Here is a 15,987-nt window from a genome sequence, read left to right on the forward strand (position 1 = left end):
TTTTCGTTTCTTGTGCGTCTCATAATCCATGGACCATGAGCAAGGCCTTCACACGCGAAACCGACAGTGACAGCGATGGCGACGAAGAGGGCGTTTCGCCTGCGCTGCCGGCCGGTGGCAAAAACTACATCACCCGCGCCGGCTACGAGCGGTTGCGCGCCGAACTGTTTGCGCTGATCGACGAGGAGCGGCCTCGCATCGTCGAGGTGGTGCATTGGGCGGCCAGCAACGGCGACCGCTCGGAAAACGGCGACTACCTTTACGGCAAAAAACGCCTGCGCGAAATCGACCGGCGCATCCGCTTTCTCACCAAACGCCTTGAGATCGCCGAGGTGGTGGACCCCAGCGTCCACCATGGCAAGGACCAGGTGTTTTTTGGTGCCACCGTCACCTACTGCGACGAGGCGGGTACCGAGACCACGGTCATCATCCGGGGCATAGACGAAACCGACAACAGCCAGGGCCAGGTCAGTTGGGTTTCGCCGGTGGCACAGGCCCTGCTTAAGGCGCGTGAAGGGGACGAAGTGCGTTTGATGACACCCACTGGCTGGCGCCAGATCGAGGTGTTGGCGGTCAGTTACCCGGCACCTTTGGCCGATTGATTCACACAGGCCACCGCCGCGCGATGCGCGCGCTGTGAGCCAACCCAGCGACGGGGTGGCTTTTTGTTCAGGCGCCGCGTGGGCGCAGGCGTTGGGCTTTCAACACCGATGGCGTGCGCTTGAGGCTGCGCAGCACATCGGCCAGGTGCACCCGGTCGCGCACGGCAATCGAGAACTTGAGATCGGTGGCGGTCTGCGCGGGCTCCATGCCCATGTCCACGTGGGTGATGTCGGCCTCCGCCGCGGCCAGTGCCGCAGCCACGCGGGCCAGCACACCTTTGCCGTTGGTGACCGTGACCACCACGGCCGATTCGAAGGGGCGCACCGGCTCGTCCGCCCATTCCACTTCCAGAAAACGCTCGCGGTCGCGGTCGAGCAGGCGGCGCCCCACGGGGCAGTCGTCCGTGTGCACCACCAAGCCCTCGCCACGCCCAAGGTAGCCGGTGATGCGGTCACCCGGAATCGGGTGGCAGCAACTGGCGTACTGCACCGACAGGCCTTCGCTGCCATCCAGTGTGACCACACCCTGGGCCTCGCTCTCCTGGCCACTCGCATAGCGCTCGGTGCTGATGAGCAGCAAATCGGGTTTCATGCCGGTTTCGGTCAGCAGCACGGCCATTTTTTTGCCCACCATGCTGGCAATGCGCCGACCCATGCCGATGTCGGCGAGCAGTTCGTCCGCGTTGCGGTTGCCGGTGAAGCGCAGCAGTTTGTCCCAGATGGGTTTGTGTTCGCCGTCCGCGTCCGGCAGTTCTGAAATGCCCTCGGCGCGCAAGGCCTGGGAAAGCATGCGCAGGCCCAAGGCGCGTGATTCGTCGTGTGCCACGGTCTTGAGGTAGTGGCGGATCTTGCTGCGCGCGCGGCCGGTTTTGACGAAGCCCAGCCAGGCCGGGTTGGGCTGGGCGTGTGGCGAGGTCACCACTTCCACCACGTCACCGTTGTTGAGCTCGCTGCGCAAGGGCATCTGCTCGCCGTTGATCTTGGCGGCGATGGCGCGGTGGCCCACATCGCTGTGGATGGCGTAGGCGAAGTCCATCACCGTGGCCCCGCGTGGCATGGCCATGATCTTGCTCTTGGGCGTGAACACGTAGACCGCATCCGGGAAGAGGTCGATCTTGACGTGGTCCCAGAATTCGGCGGCATCGTGGGTTTCTTGCTGGATGTCCAGCAGCGACTGCAGCCACTGGGTGCCCAGGCTCTGACTGGTGGCACTGCCCGGTTCGCTGGCCTTGTACAGCCAGTGGGCCGCCACGCCCGACTCGGCCACCACGTCCATGGGATGTGTGCGCAGCTGGAACTCGATGTTGGTGCCGAACGGCCCCACCAACGTGGTGTGCAGCGACTGGTAGCCGTTGACCTTGGGGATGGCGATGTAGTCGCGGAACTTGCCTGGCAGCGGCTTGTAGATCTGGTGCAGCAGACCCAGGGCGGTGTAGCAGTCGGTCAGTTCGGGCAGCACGATGCGAAAGCCGTAGATGTCCGTCACCTGCGAGAACGACAGGTGTTTGAGGTCCATCTTGTGGTAGACCGAGTACAGCGTTTTCTCGCGGCCCATGATGCGCACTTGCAGGCCATGTTTTTCGAATGCGGCCTCCACCTCATGGCGCACACGCGAAATCAGGTCCTTGCGGCGGCCGCGCGACTTGTTCAACGCCTTGCCCAGCACCTCGTAACGCCAGGGGTGCAGAAAGCGGAAGGCCAGATCCTGCAGTTCACGGTAGGTGTGGTTGAGGCCCAGGCGGTGGGCAATGGGTGCGTAGATTTCCAGGGTCTCGCTGGAAATGCGGCCCCACTTGGACGGCGGCATGTCGCCCATGGTGCGCATGTTGTGGGTGCGGTCCGCCAGCTTGATGAGGATCACCCGGACATCGCGTGCCATGGCCAGCAGCATCTTGCGGAAGGACTCGGCCTGGTTCTGCTCGCGGGTGTCGAACTCCAGTTTGTCCAGTTTGGTCAGGCCGTCCACCAGTTCGGCCACTGGCGCGCCAAACCGCTCGATCATTTCCTGTTTGGTGACGCCACAGTCTTCCAGCACATCGTGCATCAGCGCTGCCATCAGGGCCTGGGCATCGAGTTTCCACTCGGTGCACATGGCCGCCACCGCAATCGGGTGGGTGATGTAGGGGTCGCCGTTTTTGCGCATCTGGCCCAGGTGGGCGGCATCGGCAAAGCGGTAGGCCTGACGCACCATCTCCACTTCGGCCGCGCTGAGGTAGTCCATCTTGTCCACCAGCCCGGCAAAGCTGGCTGCCGCCGCGCTCTGGGCGGGCGTGGAGCTGGCGCTCTCGGGGGCAAAAGCAGTGGCAACGGTGGAACTCATGGCCGTACTTTAGCCGCTGCGCGTGTGGCTTGCCCGTCCGAATGGACTTGACCACGCGCGGATACAAAAAAAGCACCTTCAAGGTGCTTTTTTTGATGTGTGTCCGAAATCAGATCGGCACTTTTTTCAGCATTTCCAAGCCAATCTTGCCCTCGGCAATTTCGCGCAAGGCGGTCACGCCCGGCTTGTTCTTGCTCTCGATCTTGGGGGCGTGGCCCTGGCTCAGCATGCGCGCGCGGTAGGTGGCGGCCAACACCAGCTGAAAGCGGTTGGGGATCTTTTCCAGGCAGTCTTCGACGGTGATGCGGGCCATGGTGTTCTCCGGGGGCAAAAAGCTAGAGGATGTTGAGCGCGCGAAAGGTTTCGGCGCGGGCCCGTTTCTGCGCAGCGAACTTCAGGCGCTGGGCGTGGGCAATGGCTTTCAGGTCAAAAAGCGCGCGGTCAAACGAATCGTTGATTATAACGAAGTCGAATGCCTGCACCTGTGCCACCTCTTCGGCGGCGTTGCGCAGGCGCAGTTCGATGGTGTCGGCCGAGTCCTCGGCGCGGCGCTGCAGGCGCGAGCGCAGCTCTTGCCAACTGGGCGGCAGGATGAAGATCAGCACCGCATTGGCGAACAACTGTTTGATCTGGATGGCGCCCTGGTAGTCGATTTCCAGCACCACGTCCTTGCCTTGGCCAATCATGGCTTCGATGCCCGCGCGTGAGGTGCCGTAGCGGTTGTTGTGAACATGCGCCCACTCCAAAAACGCGCCTTCGGCCACCATGCGGTCGAAGGTGGCGTTGTCCACGAAGTGGTACTCGCGACCATCCACCTCCTGGCCACGTGGTGCGCGTGTGGTGTGGGAAATGGAGGGTGTGATGTGGGAGTCCAGCTCCATCAGCGCCTTCACCAGGCTGGATTTGCCGGTGCCGCTGGGAGCGGCCACCACGTAAAGGTTGCCGGGGTATTCCATGTTCAGTTCTCGCAGCAATGGGTTTCGCCGCCGGGCCGCCCCAAGGCGAAACAGCCCCCTTGGGGGGCAGCGACCCGCGCAGCGGTGGAGCGTGGGGGCATGTTCTTACTCTATATTTTGGACTTGCTCACGCATTTGCTCGATCAGCACTTTCATGTCCACCGAGATGCGGGTGAGCTCCAGGCTGGAAGACTTGGAACCCAGGGTGTTGGCCTCGCGGTGCAGTTCCTGGATCAGGAAGTCCAGGCGTTTGCCCAGGTCCTTGCCTTTGGCCAGCAGGCTTTCGATTTCGTCCAGATGCGAGGCCGGGCGCGTCAGCTCCTCGGCCACGTCGATGCGGATGGCAAAAGCCGTGGCTTCGGTCAGGGCGCGGTCACGGGCCATGTCCGAAGGCGCGCTGCCTTCAACCGCACCCAAAGCCTCGTTCCAGCGTTCGATGAAGCGCTGACGTTGTTGCTCCACCAGGCGCGGCACCAGCGGCTGGGCCTGCTGGGCCAGGGCGCGCAGTTGCGCCACGCGGTCCAGCAGGCTGGTGGCCAGGCGGGCGCCTTCGCGTTCGCGCGAGGCGATAAAGGCGTCGAGCGCGGTGTCGATCAGGGCGACCAGGCTGTCGGCCAGGCCGGTGGTGGCCAGCGGCTGGCGGGCCTTGGTCTGCAGCACCTCGGCCACGCTCAGCGGGGCCGCGTTGGGCAGCCAGGCGCGGATGTTGTCTTGCACCGCCACCAGGCGTTGCAGATCGACCGGCGATGGGGCTTGCACACCACCGTCGGCACGGCCTTCTATCCAGGCGCGCAGTTCGACCTTGCCGCGTTTGACACGCGACATGATCTTTTCGCGCAGCGCTGGTTCGGCGTTGCGCAGCTCGTCGGAGAGTTTGAAGGAGAGGTCGAGAAAGCGGCTGTTGACCGACCGCAACTCAAGGCCCACGCTGGGCAGGCCGACCGGGGCCACGGGTGTGTCGGCCTCACTTTTCGAGGCGCCGCCTTGCACCGTGGCGTAGCCGGTCATGCTGTAAACTGGCATTGGAATTTCCGTTGATGGCCCGCAGGGCGGGTGCTGTCTGGAGCGCGCACCGCGAGAGTCCGCATTATGTCAAAGACCAAACCCGCTCCGCTGCCGCCCGATACCCTGATCGGTGGCTACCGCGTGATCTGCAAGCTGGCGGCCGGCGGTTTTGGCATCGTCTACCTCGCCATCGATGCCAGTGGCCAGAAGGTGGCGCTCAAGGAATACCTCCCAGCCTCGCTGGCCTCGCGCGACCCGGGGCACCTGCTGCCCACCGTGCCGCCCGACAAGCTCTCGCTCTACCGCCTCGGTCTCAAGAGTTTTTTTGAAGAAGGGCGCGCTTTGGCGCAAATCTCTCACCCCTCGGTGGTGAGCGTGCTCAACTTCTTTCGCGAGAACGAAACCGTCTACATGGTGATGAATTACCTTGAGGGCGCGTCCCTGCAAGACTTCATCGTCACAGCGCGCGAACTCAAGCGCCCCAAGGTCTTCCGCGAGTCCACCATACGCAGCCTGTTCGACGAGGTGCTGCGTGGCTTGCGTATCGTGCACCAGCACAAGATGCTGCACCTGGACATCAAACCGGCCAACATCTTCATCACCGAGGACAACAAGGCGGTGCTGATCGACTTTGGCGCCGCGCGCGAGGTGCTCAACAAGGAGGGGCAGTTCGTGCGGCCCATGTACACGCCCGGGTTTGCGGCGCCCGAGATGTACAAGCGCAACGCCCAGCTGGGCCCTTGGACCGACATCTACGCCGTGGGCGCCTGTATGTATGCCGCCATGCAGGGTTACCCACCCAACGATGCGCCCCAGCGTCTGGACAAGGACCGTTTGTCCCTGGCCATGGGCCGTTTGCGTGGGGTGTATTCCGACAACCTCATTGAGGTGGTGCTGTGGTGCATGGCGCTGGACCCGCTGGCCCGCCCACAGTCGGTGTTCTCGCTGCAAAAGGAGTTGGGCCGCGAGGTTGAACGCAGCTATTCCAAACCCACCGTGGCCGACAAGGTGCGCCAGCAGTTTGGCAGCCTCCTGTCATCGGACAAACAGAAAGGCCGTCCGTCAGCGGACGTGACACAGCTGTGAACAGCATGAAATTTGCGGTCCACCAGCTGAGCCGCCAGGGTGGGCGAGAGAAAAACGAAGACCGCATGGGCTACAGCTACACCCGCGAAGCGGTGCTGCTGGCCTTGGCCGACGGCATGGGCGGCCATCCCAAGGGTGAGGTGGCGGCGCAGCTTGCGGTGCAAACGGTCTCCGACCTGTTCCACCGCCAGGCGCAGCCAGCGCTGAGCAACGTGGCCGGATTCCTGAGCGAGGCGCTGATGGCGGCGCACCAGGCCATCGTGGACCACGGCAACGCGCATGCCATGTTGGACAACCCGCGCACCACCCTGGTGGTGGCGGTCATCCAGAACGGGTACGTGCAGTGGATTCATTCGGGCGATTCGCGCATCTACCTGGTGCGCCGTGGCAAGCTGCTTCAACGCAGCCGCGACCACTCTTACGCCGAAAAACACATCATGATCCGGGGCCAGGCCGACCCCATGAACCGCAACATCCTGTTCACCTGCCTGGGTTCACCGGTGGCACCGTTGTTCGATGTGTCCGACCCCATCTTCCTGCACGAAGGCGACCGCCTGTTGTTGTGTTCCGATGGCCTGTGGTCCGAGCTGAGCGATGAGCACATTGCCGAACAACTCGCTCAAGGGCGCGTGCAGGATGCCGTGCCGCTGCTGGTGGACGAGGCCCTGGAGCGTGGCGGCGCCCATGGCGACAACGTCACCGTGGTGGCGCTGGACTGGGAAACACCGGGCGACTTCGAACCCACCCACATGATCAGCACCGAAGGCGTGAGCGACGGCGTGTTCGCCTCCACCATCCAGGCCGCCGGTAACATCGACGCCTCGCTCGACGATTTCGACGATGCCGCCATCGAGCGCTCCATCGCCGAGATCAACGAAGCCATCCGCCGTTCTTCGGCACGAAAAGGTTCCAACCCATGAGTTCCACTTCCCCTGCGGCCCTGGCCCGTTCCTTCGGCCGGGCCGCCGACCAGTTGCGCCCGGTGCGCATCACGCGCGGTTTCACCAAACACGCCGAAGGCTCGGTGCTGATCGAGTTTGGTGACACCCGTGTCCTGTGCACCGCGTCCGTTGAAGACAAGGTGCCGCCGCACAAACGCGGCAGCGGCGAGGGCTGGGTCACGGCCGAATACGGCATGTTGCCGCGCGCCACCCACACCCGTAGCGATCGCGAGGCCGCCAAGGGCAAACAAAGCGGGCGCACGCAAGAGATCCAGCGTTTGATTGGCCGCTCACTGCGCGCGGTGTTCGATCTCAAAAAACTGGGCGAACGCACCATCGCTCTGGACTGCGACGTGCTGCAGGCCGACGGCGGCACCCGCACCGCCAGCATCACCGGCGCCTTTGTGGCCGCACAAGACGCGGTCAACACCTTGCTGGCCGCCGGCAAGATCGCCGAGACCCCCATCATCAACCACGTCGCCGCCGTGTCGGTGGGCATCGTGCAGGGCGTGCCCGTGCTCGATCTGGATTACCCCGAAGACTCGGCCTGCGACACCGACATGAACGTGGTCATGACCGGCGTGGGTCATTACGTGGAAGTGCAGGGCACGGCCGAAGGTGTGGCGTTCAGCCGCGACGAAATGAACCAACTGCTGGCGCTGGCCGAAAAGGGCATTGGCGAGCTGGTCGAGTTGCAAACCGCCGCGTTCCGATGAAGCTGGTCCTCGCCTCCAACAACCCCGGCAAGCTGGCCGAGCTGCAGGCCATGTTCGCCCCGCTGGGGGTGGAGCTGGTGCGCCAGTCCGAGCTGGGCATCCCCGAGGCGGCCGAGCCGCACCACACCTTCATCGAAAACGCCCTGGCCAAAGCCCGCCATGCCGCGCAACTGAGCGGCTTGCCCGCGCTGGCCGACGACGCCGGCCTGTGCGTGGACGCCTTTGGTGGCCAGCCCGGTGTGGACACGGCCTACTACGCCACCCGTTTTGGGTACGAGAAGGGCGACAACAACAACGTGCGAGCCCTCTTGGAACAGATGAAGGACGTGACGAACCGGCGCTCGGCGCTGGTCAGCACCTTGGTGGCCTTGCGCAGTGCGGACGATCCCGAGCCCCTGGTGGCCAGTGGCCGGGTGGTGGGGCTGATTGCGCCTGAGCCCGTGGGCAGCAACGGTTTCGGTTTTGATCCGGTGATGTGGTTGCCCGAGTTCGGCCAGACCTTTGCCCAGTTGCCCACCGAAGTGAAAAATGCCAACAGCCACCGGGGCCGGGCGGCACAGGCCATGTTGGCGCTCATGCGCGAACGCTGGTTCCAAGGGCAGGCGTGAACCAGATCGTGCAACTGATGCGGCCGGGCAGCCTGCAGCTGACCGCGCTGCCGCCCTTGGCGCTGTACGTCCACCTGCCGTGGTGCCTGAAGAAGTGCCCCTACTGCGACTTCAATTCGCACGAGAACAACGGCGCCCTGCCGGAGGACGCCTACCTGCAGGCCGTGCGCGAAGACATCACCGCTGCGCTGCCCCTGATCTGGGGCCGCACCGTGCACAGCGTGTTCATCGGTGGTGGCACCCCCAGCCTGTTTTCGCCCGACGCCATCGCGCGGCTGATCTCGGACGTGCGCGCCTTGCTCAAGCTGGAGGCCAATGCGGAAATCACGCTGGAAGCCAACCCCGGGACCTTCGAAACCGACCGCTTCAAGGCGTTTCGACAAGCCGGTGTGACGCGCCTGTCGGTGGGCGTGCAGAGTTTTGATGACCGGTTCCTGAAGGCGCTGGGTCGGGTGCACAACGGCGACCAGGCGCGCGCGGCTTTGACCGAAGCCGCCCAGCATTTCGACACCTTCAACCTCGACCTGATGTACGCCTTGCCGGGGCAGACGCTGGCCGACTGCGCGCGCGATGTGGACACTGCCTTGTCCTTCACGCCGCCGCACCTGTCGATTTACCACCTGACCATTGAACCCAACACCTATTTCGCCAAGTTCCCGCCGGTCGTGCCCGAGGACGACGACGCCTACGCCATGCTCGACCTCATCACCGAGCGCACAGGCGTGGCGGGGCTGGAGCGTTATGAGGTGTCGGCCTACGCGCGGCCCGGCCATCGCTGTTGGCACAACCTCAACTACTGGCAGTTTGGCGACTACCTGGGCGTGGGGGCGGGTGCTCACAGCAAGCTGAGTTTTGCGCACCGGGTGTTGCGCCAGGTGCGTTGGCGCGAGCCGCGCCTGTACATGCAGCACGCGATGGAAGGACGCCCCGTGACCACCGAAAGCGAAGTGGCGGCCAGCGACCTGCCGTTCGAGTTCATGCTCAACGCGCTGCGTTTGAAGGACGGCTTTGAGCTGGCCCACTTCAGCGAACGCACCGGCCTGCCGCTGACCACCATCCAGGCGGGGCTGCAAGAGGCCGAGCGCCGGGGCCTGTTGGAGCGTGATCTCCAGCGTGCCTGGCCCACGGAGCGCGGTTTCGATTTCTTGAGCGATTTGCAAAGCCTGTTCCTGCCGTCCTAAACTGCACCGGTTGGGCAGGCGCCCGCTCGTGAAGGGTTTGTGATGTTCGCCATTTACGGCACCTCGGGCCAGATGTTCAGGGGTCCGCTTGAAGAGTTGCGGAAGGTGGCGCCCACGTTGCGGGTAGGGCGTGCGCGGGCGGTATCTGCGCTCGCGTCACCCAGCGTGGACCCCGAGGTCTCCTCGGCTCAGGTGCTGCCTGAGACCTTGGCCCGCCAGGCCGGCGCCCCGCAGCGCCAGGCCATCAACGAATACGCCAGCATCCAGTCGCCCAAACCCCAGCGCCACCCATTGACCCGCGTGCAAGACGTGATGAGCCCATCAGTGCTGACGGTGTTGGACACCGCCTCGGTGCTCGACGCCTGGCAGACGCTGGCCGATCAGGGCCTGGGGCAGGCGCCGGTGGTGAACGCACAGGGTGGCTTGGTTGGCCTGATCACCCGGGGTGAACTGCTGGCGCCTGAGCATTTGCCCGGCCCCGACACCCATGTGCTGGCCTGGCGCGCCATGCTCATGCAACCCGTCACCTCGCTGATGGTCACCCCCGTGCCCAGTGTGGAGCCCCAGACCGACTTGCGCCGTGTGGCCCAATTGCTGCTCGACCTCGGCCTGCCAGGCCTGCCTGTGGTGGCGGACGACGGCATGGTGAGCGCCTTCATCTCGCGTTCCGACATCCTGCGCGCCGTGGTGCACGACCCGCCGCTGGACCTGTGGAGCTGACGCTCACTTGTAAAGGACCTCGGGCAGCCACAGGCCGATGCCGGGGAACATGTAGAGCAACACGATGGCCACGACCTGAATGCCCATGAAGGGCAACATGCCAGCGAAGATCTGGTTCAGCGTCACGTGTTTGGGTGCCACACCCTTGAGGTAGAACGCGCTCATGGCCACCGGCGGGCTCAGGAAGGCGGTCTGCAGGTTCAGCGCCACCAGCAGGCCGAAGAACAGCGGATCGACACCGAAGTTGTCCAGAAGCGGGATGAAGATGGGCATGAAGATCACGATGATCTCGGTCCACTCCAGCGGCCAGCCCAGGATGAAAATCAAAATCTGGCTCAGGATCAGGAACTCGGTTTTGCTGAGGTTCATGCCCAGCACCCACTGTTCCACCAGCTCCTGCCCCCCCAACAACGCAAACGCGGCCGAGAAGATGGCCGAGCCGACAAACAGCCAACACACCATGGCGCTGGTTTTGGCGGTGAGGAACACGCTCTCCTTGACGACGTTGAAGCTGAGCTGTCGGTAAGCCGCAGCTAACACAAAACCGCCCAATGCGCCAATGGCTGCGGCCTCGGTGGGCGTGGCCAGACCGAACACGATGGAGCCCAGCACCGCCAGGATCATGATGAGCAGCGGAAAGAAGCTCGACAGCAGCATCTTGAACACCTCCAGCCTTGTGTAGCTGAGGATGCCGTAGAACACGGCCAAGGCGAGCGCGCCAACACCCAATCCGACCCAGTAGCCTTGGGGCGCGGGCGGGCTGGTGGGCGTCTCGCCTGCTGTGGCCGGTGCCGGTGCCACGCCCGGGGGGAGCGCCACGCTGTCGGCCACCGCAGGGGCTTGCGCGCTGGCGTCGGGCTCGCTGCCAGGTGGGGCCGCCAGGGTGTCGACGGTGTCCGATGGCGGTTCGCTCAATCCGCCGGCTTCTTCGTGACCGGGTTCGGCCAGATCGCCAGACGAGCTGCTTTCATCCGAGCCGATCTCGTTCATGCTGGTGAGGCCGGTCGTGTCGTCCACTTTGACCATGGTCACGCTCTGGTAGCTGGCGATGGCTACCGCCACAAACAGCAGCGCGGGCAACAACGCGACGCCGAGTTGGCGCAGGATGTAGCCGGTGGCCACGCCCTGGTTGTTTTTGCCCTTGAGCGCCTTGAGCAAACCGGCCAGGGCCGACGCGCTGCCGGTGGCGCCGAGCTTGAGCAGCTCGGACGGCAGGGGCACAAAACGTTGCTCGGTGGTGAGCGGTGGTGCCCAGGCTGGCTTGATCTTGGCGACCAGGATGGCGTAGAGGATGTAGAGTCCAGCCAGCATGATGCCGGGGAAAAACGCGCCGGCGTAGAGCTGTACCACCGACACCCCGGCGGTGGCGCCGTAGACGATGAGCAGCACCGAAGGTGGGATCAGGATGCCCAGACAGCCGCCAGCGGTGATGACACCAGCGGTCAGGCGCACGTCGTAGCCCGCCTTGAGCATTTGGGGCATGGCCAGCAGACCCATGAGCGTGACCACGGCACCCACGATACCGGTGGCGGTGGCAAACACCGCGCAGGTTACCAACGTGGCCACCGCTAACGAGCCCGGCACTCGGGCCAGCGCCAGGTGCAGGCTGGTGAACAGCTTGGCGATCAGGTTGGCCCGCTCCACCAGATAACCCATGAACACAAACAGCGGGATGGAGATCAGCACGTCGTTGCTCATCACCGAGAAGGCGCGTTGCACCATCAGATCCAACGTCTGCTTGAGGGCGCCGGCCGCGCTCTGGTCGCCCGAGTGGTATGCAAAAAAAGCAAACAAAATGCCCATGCCCATCAGCGTGAACGCGGTGGGGAAACCCAGCATGATGGCCACCACCACCAGCGAGAGCATGAGCAGACCGTAGTGGCCATTGGTCATGACCTCGACCTTGAGCACCATGATGAGCACGGCGGCCAGAATCAGCGCCATCAGGCTGAAGCCAAACCACAGTTCCTTGCGAATCTTCATCACTGACCGCCTTTCTGCGTCACGTAGCGGTCCAGGTTCTCGATGTCCTTGTCGGTCACGTGCACCATGCCCTTGAGTTTGTCCACGTCCACCTCTTCCACGTCGCCCTCGCGTGCCGGCCACCCACCGGTTTGCAGGCACATCACGCAACGGATGATTTCGACCAAACCCTGCAGCAGCAGGAAGGCGCCCGCGATAGGCACCACGAACTTGAACGGGTAGACCGGTAGCGGGTCTGCGTTGAAGGTCTGCTCACGTATGGCCAGTGATTCGTTGGCAAAGGTCCAGCCGGCCCAGGTGAGGGCCACGATGCCGGGCAGGAAGAACAGGATGTAGAGCGTCAGGTCGATGGCGGCCTGTGTGCGCGGTTGAAAGAAACCGTACAACACATCGCCGCGCACATGGCCGTTTTTGGAAAGGGTGTAGGCACCCGCCGCCATGAACAGCAGGCCGTACATCATGATCTGCGCGTCCAGCACCCAAGCGTGTGGGGCGTTGAGCACATAGCGTGAAAAAACCTCCCAGCTGATCAGTAGTGTCAGCGCGACCACAGCCCAGGCACACAGCTTGCCGAACCAGGTGGAGAGGCGGTCCACCGCCAGTAAAAGTGATTGCATGGGGTTTCCTCTCGCGAACAAACAGAAAAGGGCGCCCGAGGGCGCCCCCCGTCGATCCGAGGTGTGTCAGCTCTTCTTGGCGTTGCGGCCGAAATAATGGTTGTAGGCCATCTTGAAGTCGACCGTGTAGTCGTTCTGCCACTGGCCGGCGCGCTGGGCAAAGGCCTTTTGCGAGTCCAGAATCTTCTTGAACATCGGGTTCTCGGCGCCCTTCTTGGCCATGATCTTGTCCCACGAGGCGAGCTGCGCGCGCAACACGGCGTCGGGGGTTTTGTAGAACTTGATGCCCTGCTTTTTCAGATCGATGTAGTCGGTCGAATTGCGCTCGATGGCCTTCCAGCTCATGTCGGCGCTGGCGGCCTGGACCGCGTAGTCGATGATGGACTTGAGTTCGGGTGGCAGGGCGGTCAGCTTGGCCTTGTTGAACAGGATCTCGAACTGCTCGCCGCTCTGGTGAAAGCTCTGCAGCATGCAGTTCTTGGCCACGTCGGGGAAGCCCAGCAGCTTGTCGGACGACGCGTTGTTGAACTCGGCGCCGTCGATCAGGCCGCGGTCCAGTGCGGGCACGATCTCACCACCAGGCAGCGGGTTCACGGCCGCACCCATGTCGGTGTACATGTCCACCGCCAAGCCCACGGTGCGGAACTTCACGCCCTTCATGTCTTCGACCTTGGCGATCGGCTTCTTGAACCAGCCGAACGGCTGCGTGGGCATGGGGCCGTACAGATACGACACCACGTCAAGGTTCAAGCTTTTGTAGACCTCTTCCAGCAAGGCCTTCCCGCCGCCGTAGTTGTGCCAGGCCAGCAGCATGTTGGGGTCCATGCCGAACGAAGGGCCCGAACCCCACAGTGCCAGCGCTGAGTTCTTGCCGTAGTGGTAAGCCACCACGCCGTGGCCCCCGTCCAGCGTGCCTTTGGCCACCGCTTCGAGCAACTGGAAGGCGGGCACCACGGCGCCGGCGGGCAAGACTTCGATCTTGAGCTTGCCACTGGCCATGTCGTTCACCTTCTTGGCGAAATCATTGGCGTATTCGTGAAAGATGTCCTTTGCCGGCCAAGTGCTTTGGAAGCGCAGGGCGGTGGCCGTCTGCGCGGTGGCCACCATGGGGGCGGTCATGGCGCCGGCAGCAGCAGCCACGCCCTTGAGCAGGTTGCGGCGGCCTTTGGCGGGGGATTTTTCTGCGCTCATGCTTGTCTCCGATTGTTGAGGAAAATATAAGCATGAATGAAAACTTTGGCGAATGTGGACAGGGTTTCCACCAGCAAGTGAAAGATTTTGACAATCACCGCTATCAATTGATTCAATTCAAGCGTGCAAGCGGGAGGTTTTGGGCAGGTGGGCCATCAAAAACTCCATCTGATCGGCCAGGATGCGGCGGTTGCGCAGAATGAAGTCTTCCCACAGGCTGGGCACGTAAGGCGCGTACATCAGCGGCATGTGGGCTTGCTCGGGCGTGCGGTTGCCCTTGCGGTGGTTGCAGGACTTGCAGGCGGTCACCACGTTCATCCAGTGGTCGCGGCCTTTTTGTGCCATGGGCACGATGTGTTCGCGTGTCAGCTCGACTTCATGGAAAGGGTGACCACAGTAGGCGCACAGGTTGCGGTCGCGGGCGAAGAGTTTGCTGTTGGTCAGCGAGGGCCGCAGCTCAAAGGGGTTGATGTTGGGCACGCCCTTGGTGCCAATGATGGAGTTGACCGCGATGATCGACTGCCGCCCGGTGATGGCGTTGTGTCCGCCGTGGAACACCGCCACCTCGGCGCCCATTTCCCAGCGCACTTCATCCGCCGCGTAGTGCAACACGGCTTCTTCCAGGCTGATCCACGACTGTGGCAAACCTTGCGCGGACAACTTCAAGACCTTCAAGACCCACCTCCAAAATATTTGGCTACGGGAAAATCGTCTCGATGCGGCCTTGGAACGTTCTCAGATGCCGCTTCTTGATATGTCAATATACAGCGACTGTGTGACAAATCCGGCACACGCACCGAATTCCCCGGCGCTCGGGCGCCCGCTCTCATGAAGATCATCCGCGGACTCTGGAACCTGCAACACGCGCTCAAGGACGAGGCGCAGCGTGGTTGCGCCCTCACCATCGGCAATTTCGACGGTGTGCACCGTGGCCACCAGGCCATGTTGGCCTTGTTGAACAACGAGGCGCGCCACCGGGGCGTGCCCAGTTGTGTCATGACCTTCGAGCCACACCCGCGCGACTACTTTGCCGGCCTGCACCACAAACCCGAGCTGGCACCCGCGCGCATCGCCACCTTGCGCGACAAACTGGCCGAGCTGCGCCGCTGTGGCGTGGATCGCTGCGTGGTGCTGCCCTTCAACGAGCGCCTGGCCAGCCAGCCGGCCGAGGCCTTCATCGACGACGTGCTGGTGGGCGCCCTGGGCGCGCGCTACGTGCTGGTGGGCGACGACTTCCGTTTTGGCGCCAAGCGCCAGGGCGACTACGCGATGCTGGACACCGCAGGGACTCGCCAGGGCTTTGACGTGGCCCGCATGCAAAGCTACGAGGTGCATGGCTTGCGCGTCTCCAGCTCGGCCGTGCGTGAGGCCCTGGGCGCAGGCCGCATGAACGATGTGGCCGCTTTGCTGGGCCGGCCCTACAGCATCAGCGGCCACGTGGTGCATGGGCGCAAGCTGGGTCGCCAGCTGGCCGAGAGTGCGCCCGGGCGTGGCGACGGCTTCCGCACCCTCAACCTGCGCTTCTCTCACTGGAAGCCGGCCGCCAGCGGTATTTTTGCGGTGCACGTTCACGGCCTGACCGAGTCCGAGCCGCCGCCGGGCCGCCCCAAGGCGGCGAGCGCCCCCTCGGGGGGCAGCGAGGACACGTCAGTGCCGAGCGTGGGGGTGCCGTTGCCCGGGGTGGCCAACCTCGGCGTGCGGCCCTCGCTGGACCCCAACGACGTCAACGGCGGGCGGGTTTTGCTGGAAACCCATTGCCTGGACTGGCCGGACGCGCTCAAGGCCAACCTGATCGACGGTGAGGCCTACGGTAAAATCATCCGCGTGGAACTGCTGCACAAACTGCACGACGAGCTCAAATACGACAGTCTGGACGCCCTGACCACGGGCATCGCCAAGGACTGCGACGACGCACGTGCGTTTTTTGCCTCGCTGCACACCCAGACACACCGCCAGACCACGCGCGACCGAATTCAGGGCTGACACACACAGCCCCGCCGGTCGCCGCCCTTCGTTTGGCTCAGGGCGAACGGTTTCCCGCTTCACCGCTTCTCCCTCACA

The 15,987-nt window shown here is 63.7% G+C and carries 16 protein-coding genes; 8 read left to right on the plus strand and 8 right to left on the minus strand.

Features of this window, described 5'->3' with window-relative positions:
* Window positions 1-35 precede the first annotated feature (35 nt).
* A complete protein-coding gene (gene greB / locus ACFQU0_RS03120; RefSeq protein ID WP_382198655.1) occupies window positions 36-602 on the plus strand; it encodes a transcription elongation factor GreB in 567 nt (188 codons plus the stop codon).
* A gap of 67 nt (window positions 603-669) precedes the next feature.
* Here the strand turns inward: greB and ACFQU0_RS03125 are convergent, their stop codons facing one another.
* The 4 genes from ACFQU0_RS03125 to ACFQU0_RS03140 form a co-directional block, all read right to left on the minus strand.
* Window positions 670-2,922: a RelA/SpoT family protein gene (locus ACFQU0_RS03125; RefSeq protein WP_382198656.1), complete on the minus strand. Its 2,253-nt coding sequence runs from the start codon at window positions 2,920-2,922 to the stop codon at window positions 670-672.
* A gap of 109 nt (window positions 2,923-3,031) precedes the next feature.
* Window positions 3,032-3,235, minus strand: a complete 204-nt coding sequence (rpoZ, locus tag ACFQU0_RS03130; RefSeq protein WP_382198657.1) for a DNA-directed RNA polymerase subunit omega — start codon at window positions 3,233-3,235, stop codon at window positions 3,032-3,034.
* 22 nt (window positions 3,236-3,257) lie between these two features.
* Window positions 3,258-3,878, minus strand: a complete 621-nt coding sequence (gene gmk, locus ACFQU0_RS03135; protein WP_382198658.1) for a guanylate kinase — start codon at window positions 3,876-3,878, stop codon at window positions 3,258-3,260.
* Between the two features lie 105 nt (window positions 3,879-3,983).
* Window positions 3,984-4,901 carry a YicC/YloC family endoribonuclease gene (locus ACFQU0_RS03140; protein WP_382198659.1) on the minus strand — a complete coding sequence of 306 codons (918 nt, stop codon included), beginning with the start codon at window positions 4,899-4,901 and terminating at the stop codon, window positions 3,984-3,986.
* A gap of 66 nt (window positions 4,902-4,967) precedes the next feature.
* Here ACFQU0_RS03140 and ACFQU0_RS03145 point away from each other — a divergent pair, with 66 nt between their 5' ends.
* Genes ACFQU0_RS03145 through ACFQU0_RS03170 form a run of 6 tightly spaced genes read left to right on the plus strand, consistent with a single transcriptional unit; the run spans window position 4,968 to window position 10,135 of the window.
* A complete protein-coding gene (locus ACFQU0_RS03145; RefSeq protein WP_382198660.1) occupies window positions 4,968-5,969 on the plus strand; it encodes a serine/threonine protein kinase in 1,002 nt (333 codons plus the stop codon).
* A gap of 5 nt (window positions 5,970-5,974) precedes the next feature.
* A complete protein-coding gene (locus tag ACFQU0_RS03150; protein ID WP_382198661.1) occupies window positions 5,975-6,889 on the plus strand; it encodes a PP2C family protein-serine/threonine phosphatase in 915 nt (304 codons plus the stop codon).
* The gene (gene rph, locus ACFQU0_RS03155; RefSeq protein WP_382198662.1) at window positions 6,886-7,626 is read left to right on the plus strand and encodes a ribonuclease PH; all 741 of its coding nucleotides are present in this window, start codon (window positions 6,886-6,888) and stop codon (window positions 7,624-7,626) included. The genes ACFQU0_RS03150 and rph overlap by 4 nt, the downstream gene beginning before the upstream one ends.
* Window positions 7,623-8,234 carry an RdgB/HAM1 family non-canonical purine NTP pyrophosphatase gene (rdgB, locus tag ACFQU0_RS03160; RefSeq protein ID WP_382198663.1) on the plus strand — a complete coding sequence of 204 codons (612 nt, stop codon included), beginning with the start codon at window positions 7,623-7,625 and terminating at the stop codon, window positions 8,232-8,234. Before rph ends, rdgB begins: the two co-directional genes overlap by 4 nt.
* A 17-nt stretch (window positions 8,235-8,251) precedes the next feature.
* Window positions 8,252-9,415 carry a radical SAM family heme chaperone HemW gene (hemW, locus tag ACFQU0_RS03165; RefSeq protein ID WP_382198691.1) on the plus strand — a complete coding sequence of 388 codons (1,164 nt, stop codon included), beginning with the start codon at window positions 8,252-8,254 and terminating at the stop codon, window positions 9,413-9,415.
* Window positions 9,416-9,457: 42 nt separating this feature from the next.
* The gene (locus tag ACFQU0_RS03170) at window positions 9,458-10,135 is read left to right on the plus strand and encodes a CBS domain-containing protein (protein ID WP_382198664.1); all 678 of its coding nucleotides are present in this window, start codon (window positions 9,458-9,460) and stop codon (window positions 10,133-10,135) included.
* 3 nt (window positions 10,136-10,138) lie between these two features.
* Here ACFQU0_RS03170 and ACFQU0_RS03175 read toward each other — a convergent pair whose 3' ends face one another.
* From ACFQU0_RS03175 to ACFQU0_RS03190, 4 genes are all read right to left on the minus strand, one after another.
* Window positions 10,139-12,118 carry a TRAP transporter large permease subunit gene (locus ACFQU0_RS03175; RefSeq protein ID WP_382198665.1) on the minus strand — a complete coding sequence of 660 codons (1,980 nt, stop codon included), beginning with the start codon at window positions 12,116-12,118 and terminating at the stop codon, window positions 10,139-10,141.
* Window positions 12,118-12,735 (minus strand): TRAP transporter small permease subunit, encoded by a 618-nt coding sequence (locus ACFQU0_RS03180; RefSeq protein WP_382198666.1) that lies wholly within the window; start codon window positions 12,733-12,735, stop codon window positions 12,118-12,120. Before ACFQU0_RS03180 ends, ACFQU0_RS03175 begins: the two co-directional genes overlap by 1 nt.
* 66 nt (window positions 12,736-12,801) lie before the next feature.
* On the minus strand, window positions 12,802-13,926 hold the full coding sequence (locus ACFQU0_RS03185; protein WP_382198667.1) for a TRAP transporter substrate-binding protein: 1,125 nt from the start codon (window positions 13,924-13,926) through the stop codon (window positions 12,802-12,804).
* A gap of 117 nt (window positions 13,927-14,043) precedes the next feature.
* Window positions 14,044-14,601: an HNH endonuclease gene (locus ACFQU0_RS03190; RefSeq protein ID WP_382198668.1), complete on the minus strand. Its 558-nt coding sequence runs from the start codon at window positions 14,599-14,601 to the stop codon at window positions 14,044-14,046.
* Between the two features lie 153 nt (window positions 14,602-14,754).
* Between ACFQU0_RS03190 and ACFQU0_RS03195 the strand changes: the two genes are divergently transcribed.
* The gene (locus tag ACFQU0_RS03195) at window positions 14,755-15,909 is read left to right on the plus strand and encodes a bifunctional riboflavin kinase/FAD synthetase (RefSeq protein ID WP_382198669.1); all 1,155 of its coding nucleotides are present in this window, start codon (window positions 14,755-14,757) and stop codon (window positions 15,907-15,909) included.
* The last annotated feature ends 78 nt before the right edge of the window (window positions 15,910-15,987 follow it).

This window comes from Hydrogenophaga defluvii (genome assembly GCF_042665235.1).
Classification (GTDB): Bacteria; Pseudomonadota; Gammaproteobacteria; order Burkholderiales; family Burkholderiaceae_C; genus Hydrogenophaga; species Hydrogenophaga defluvii_A.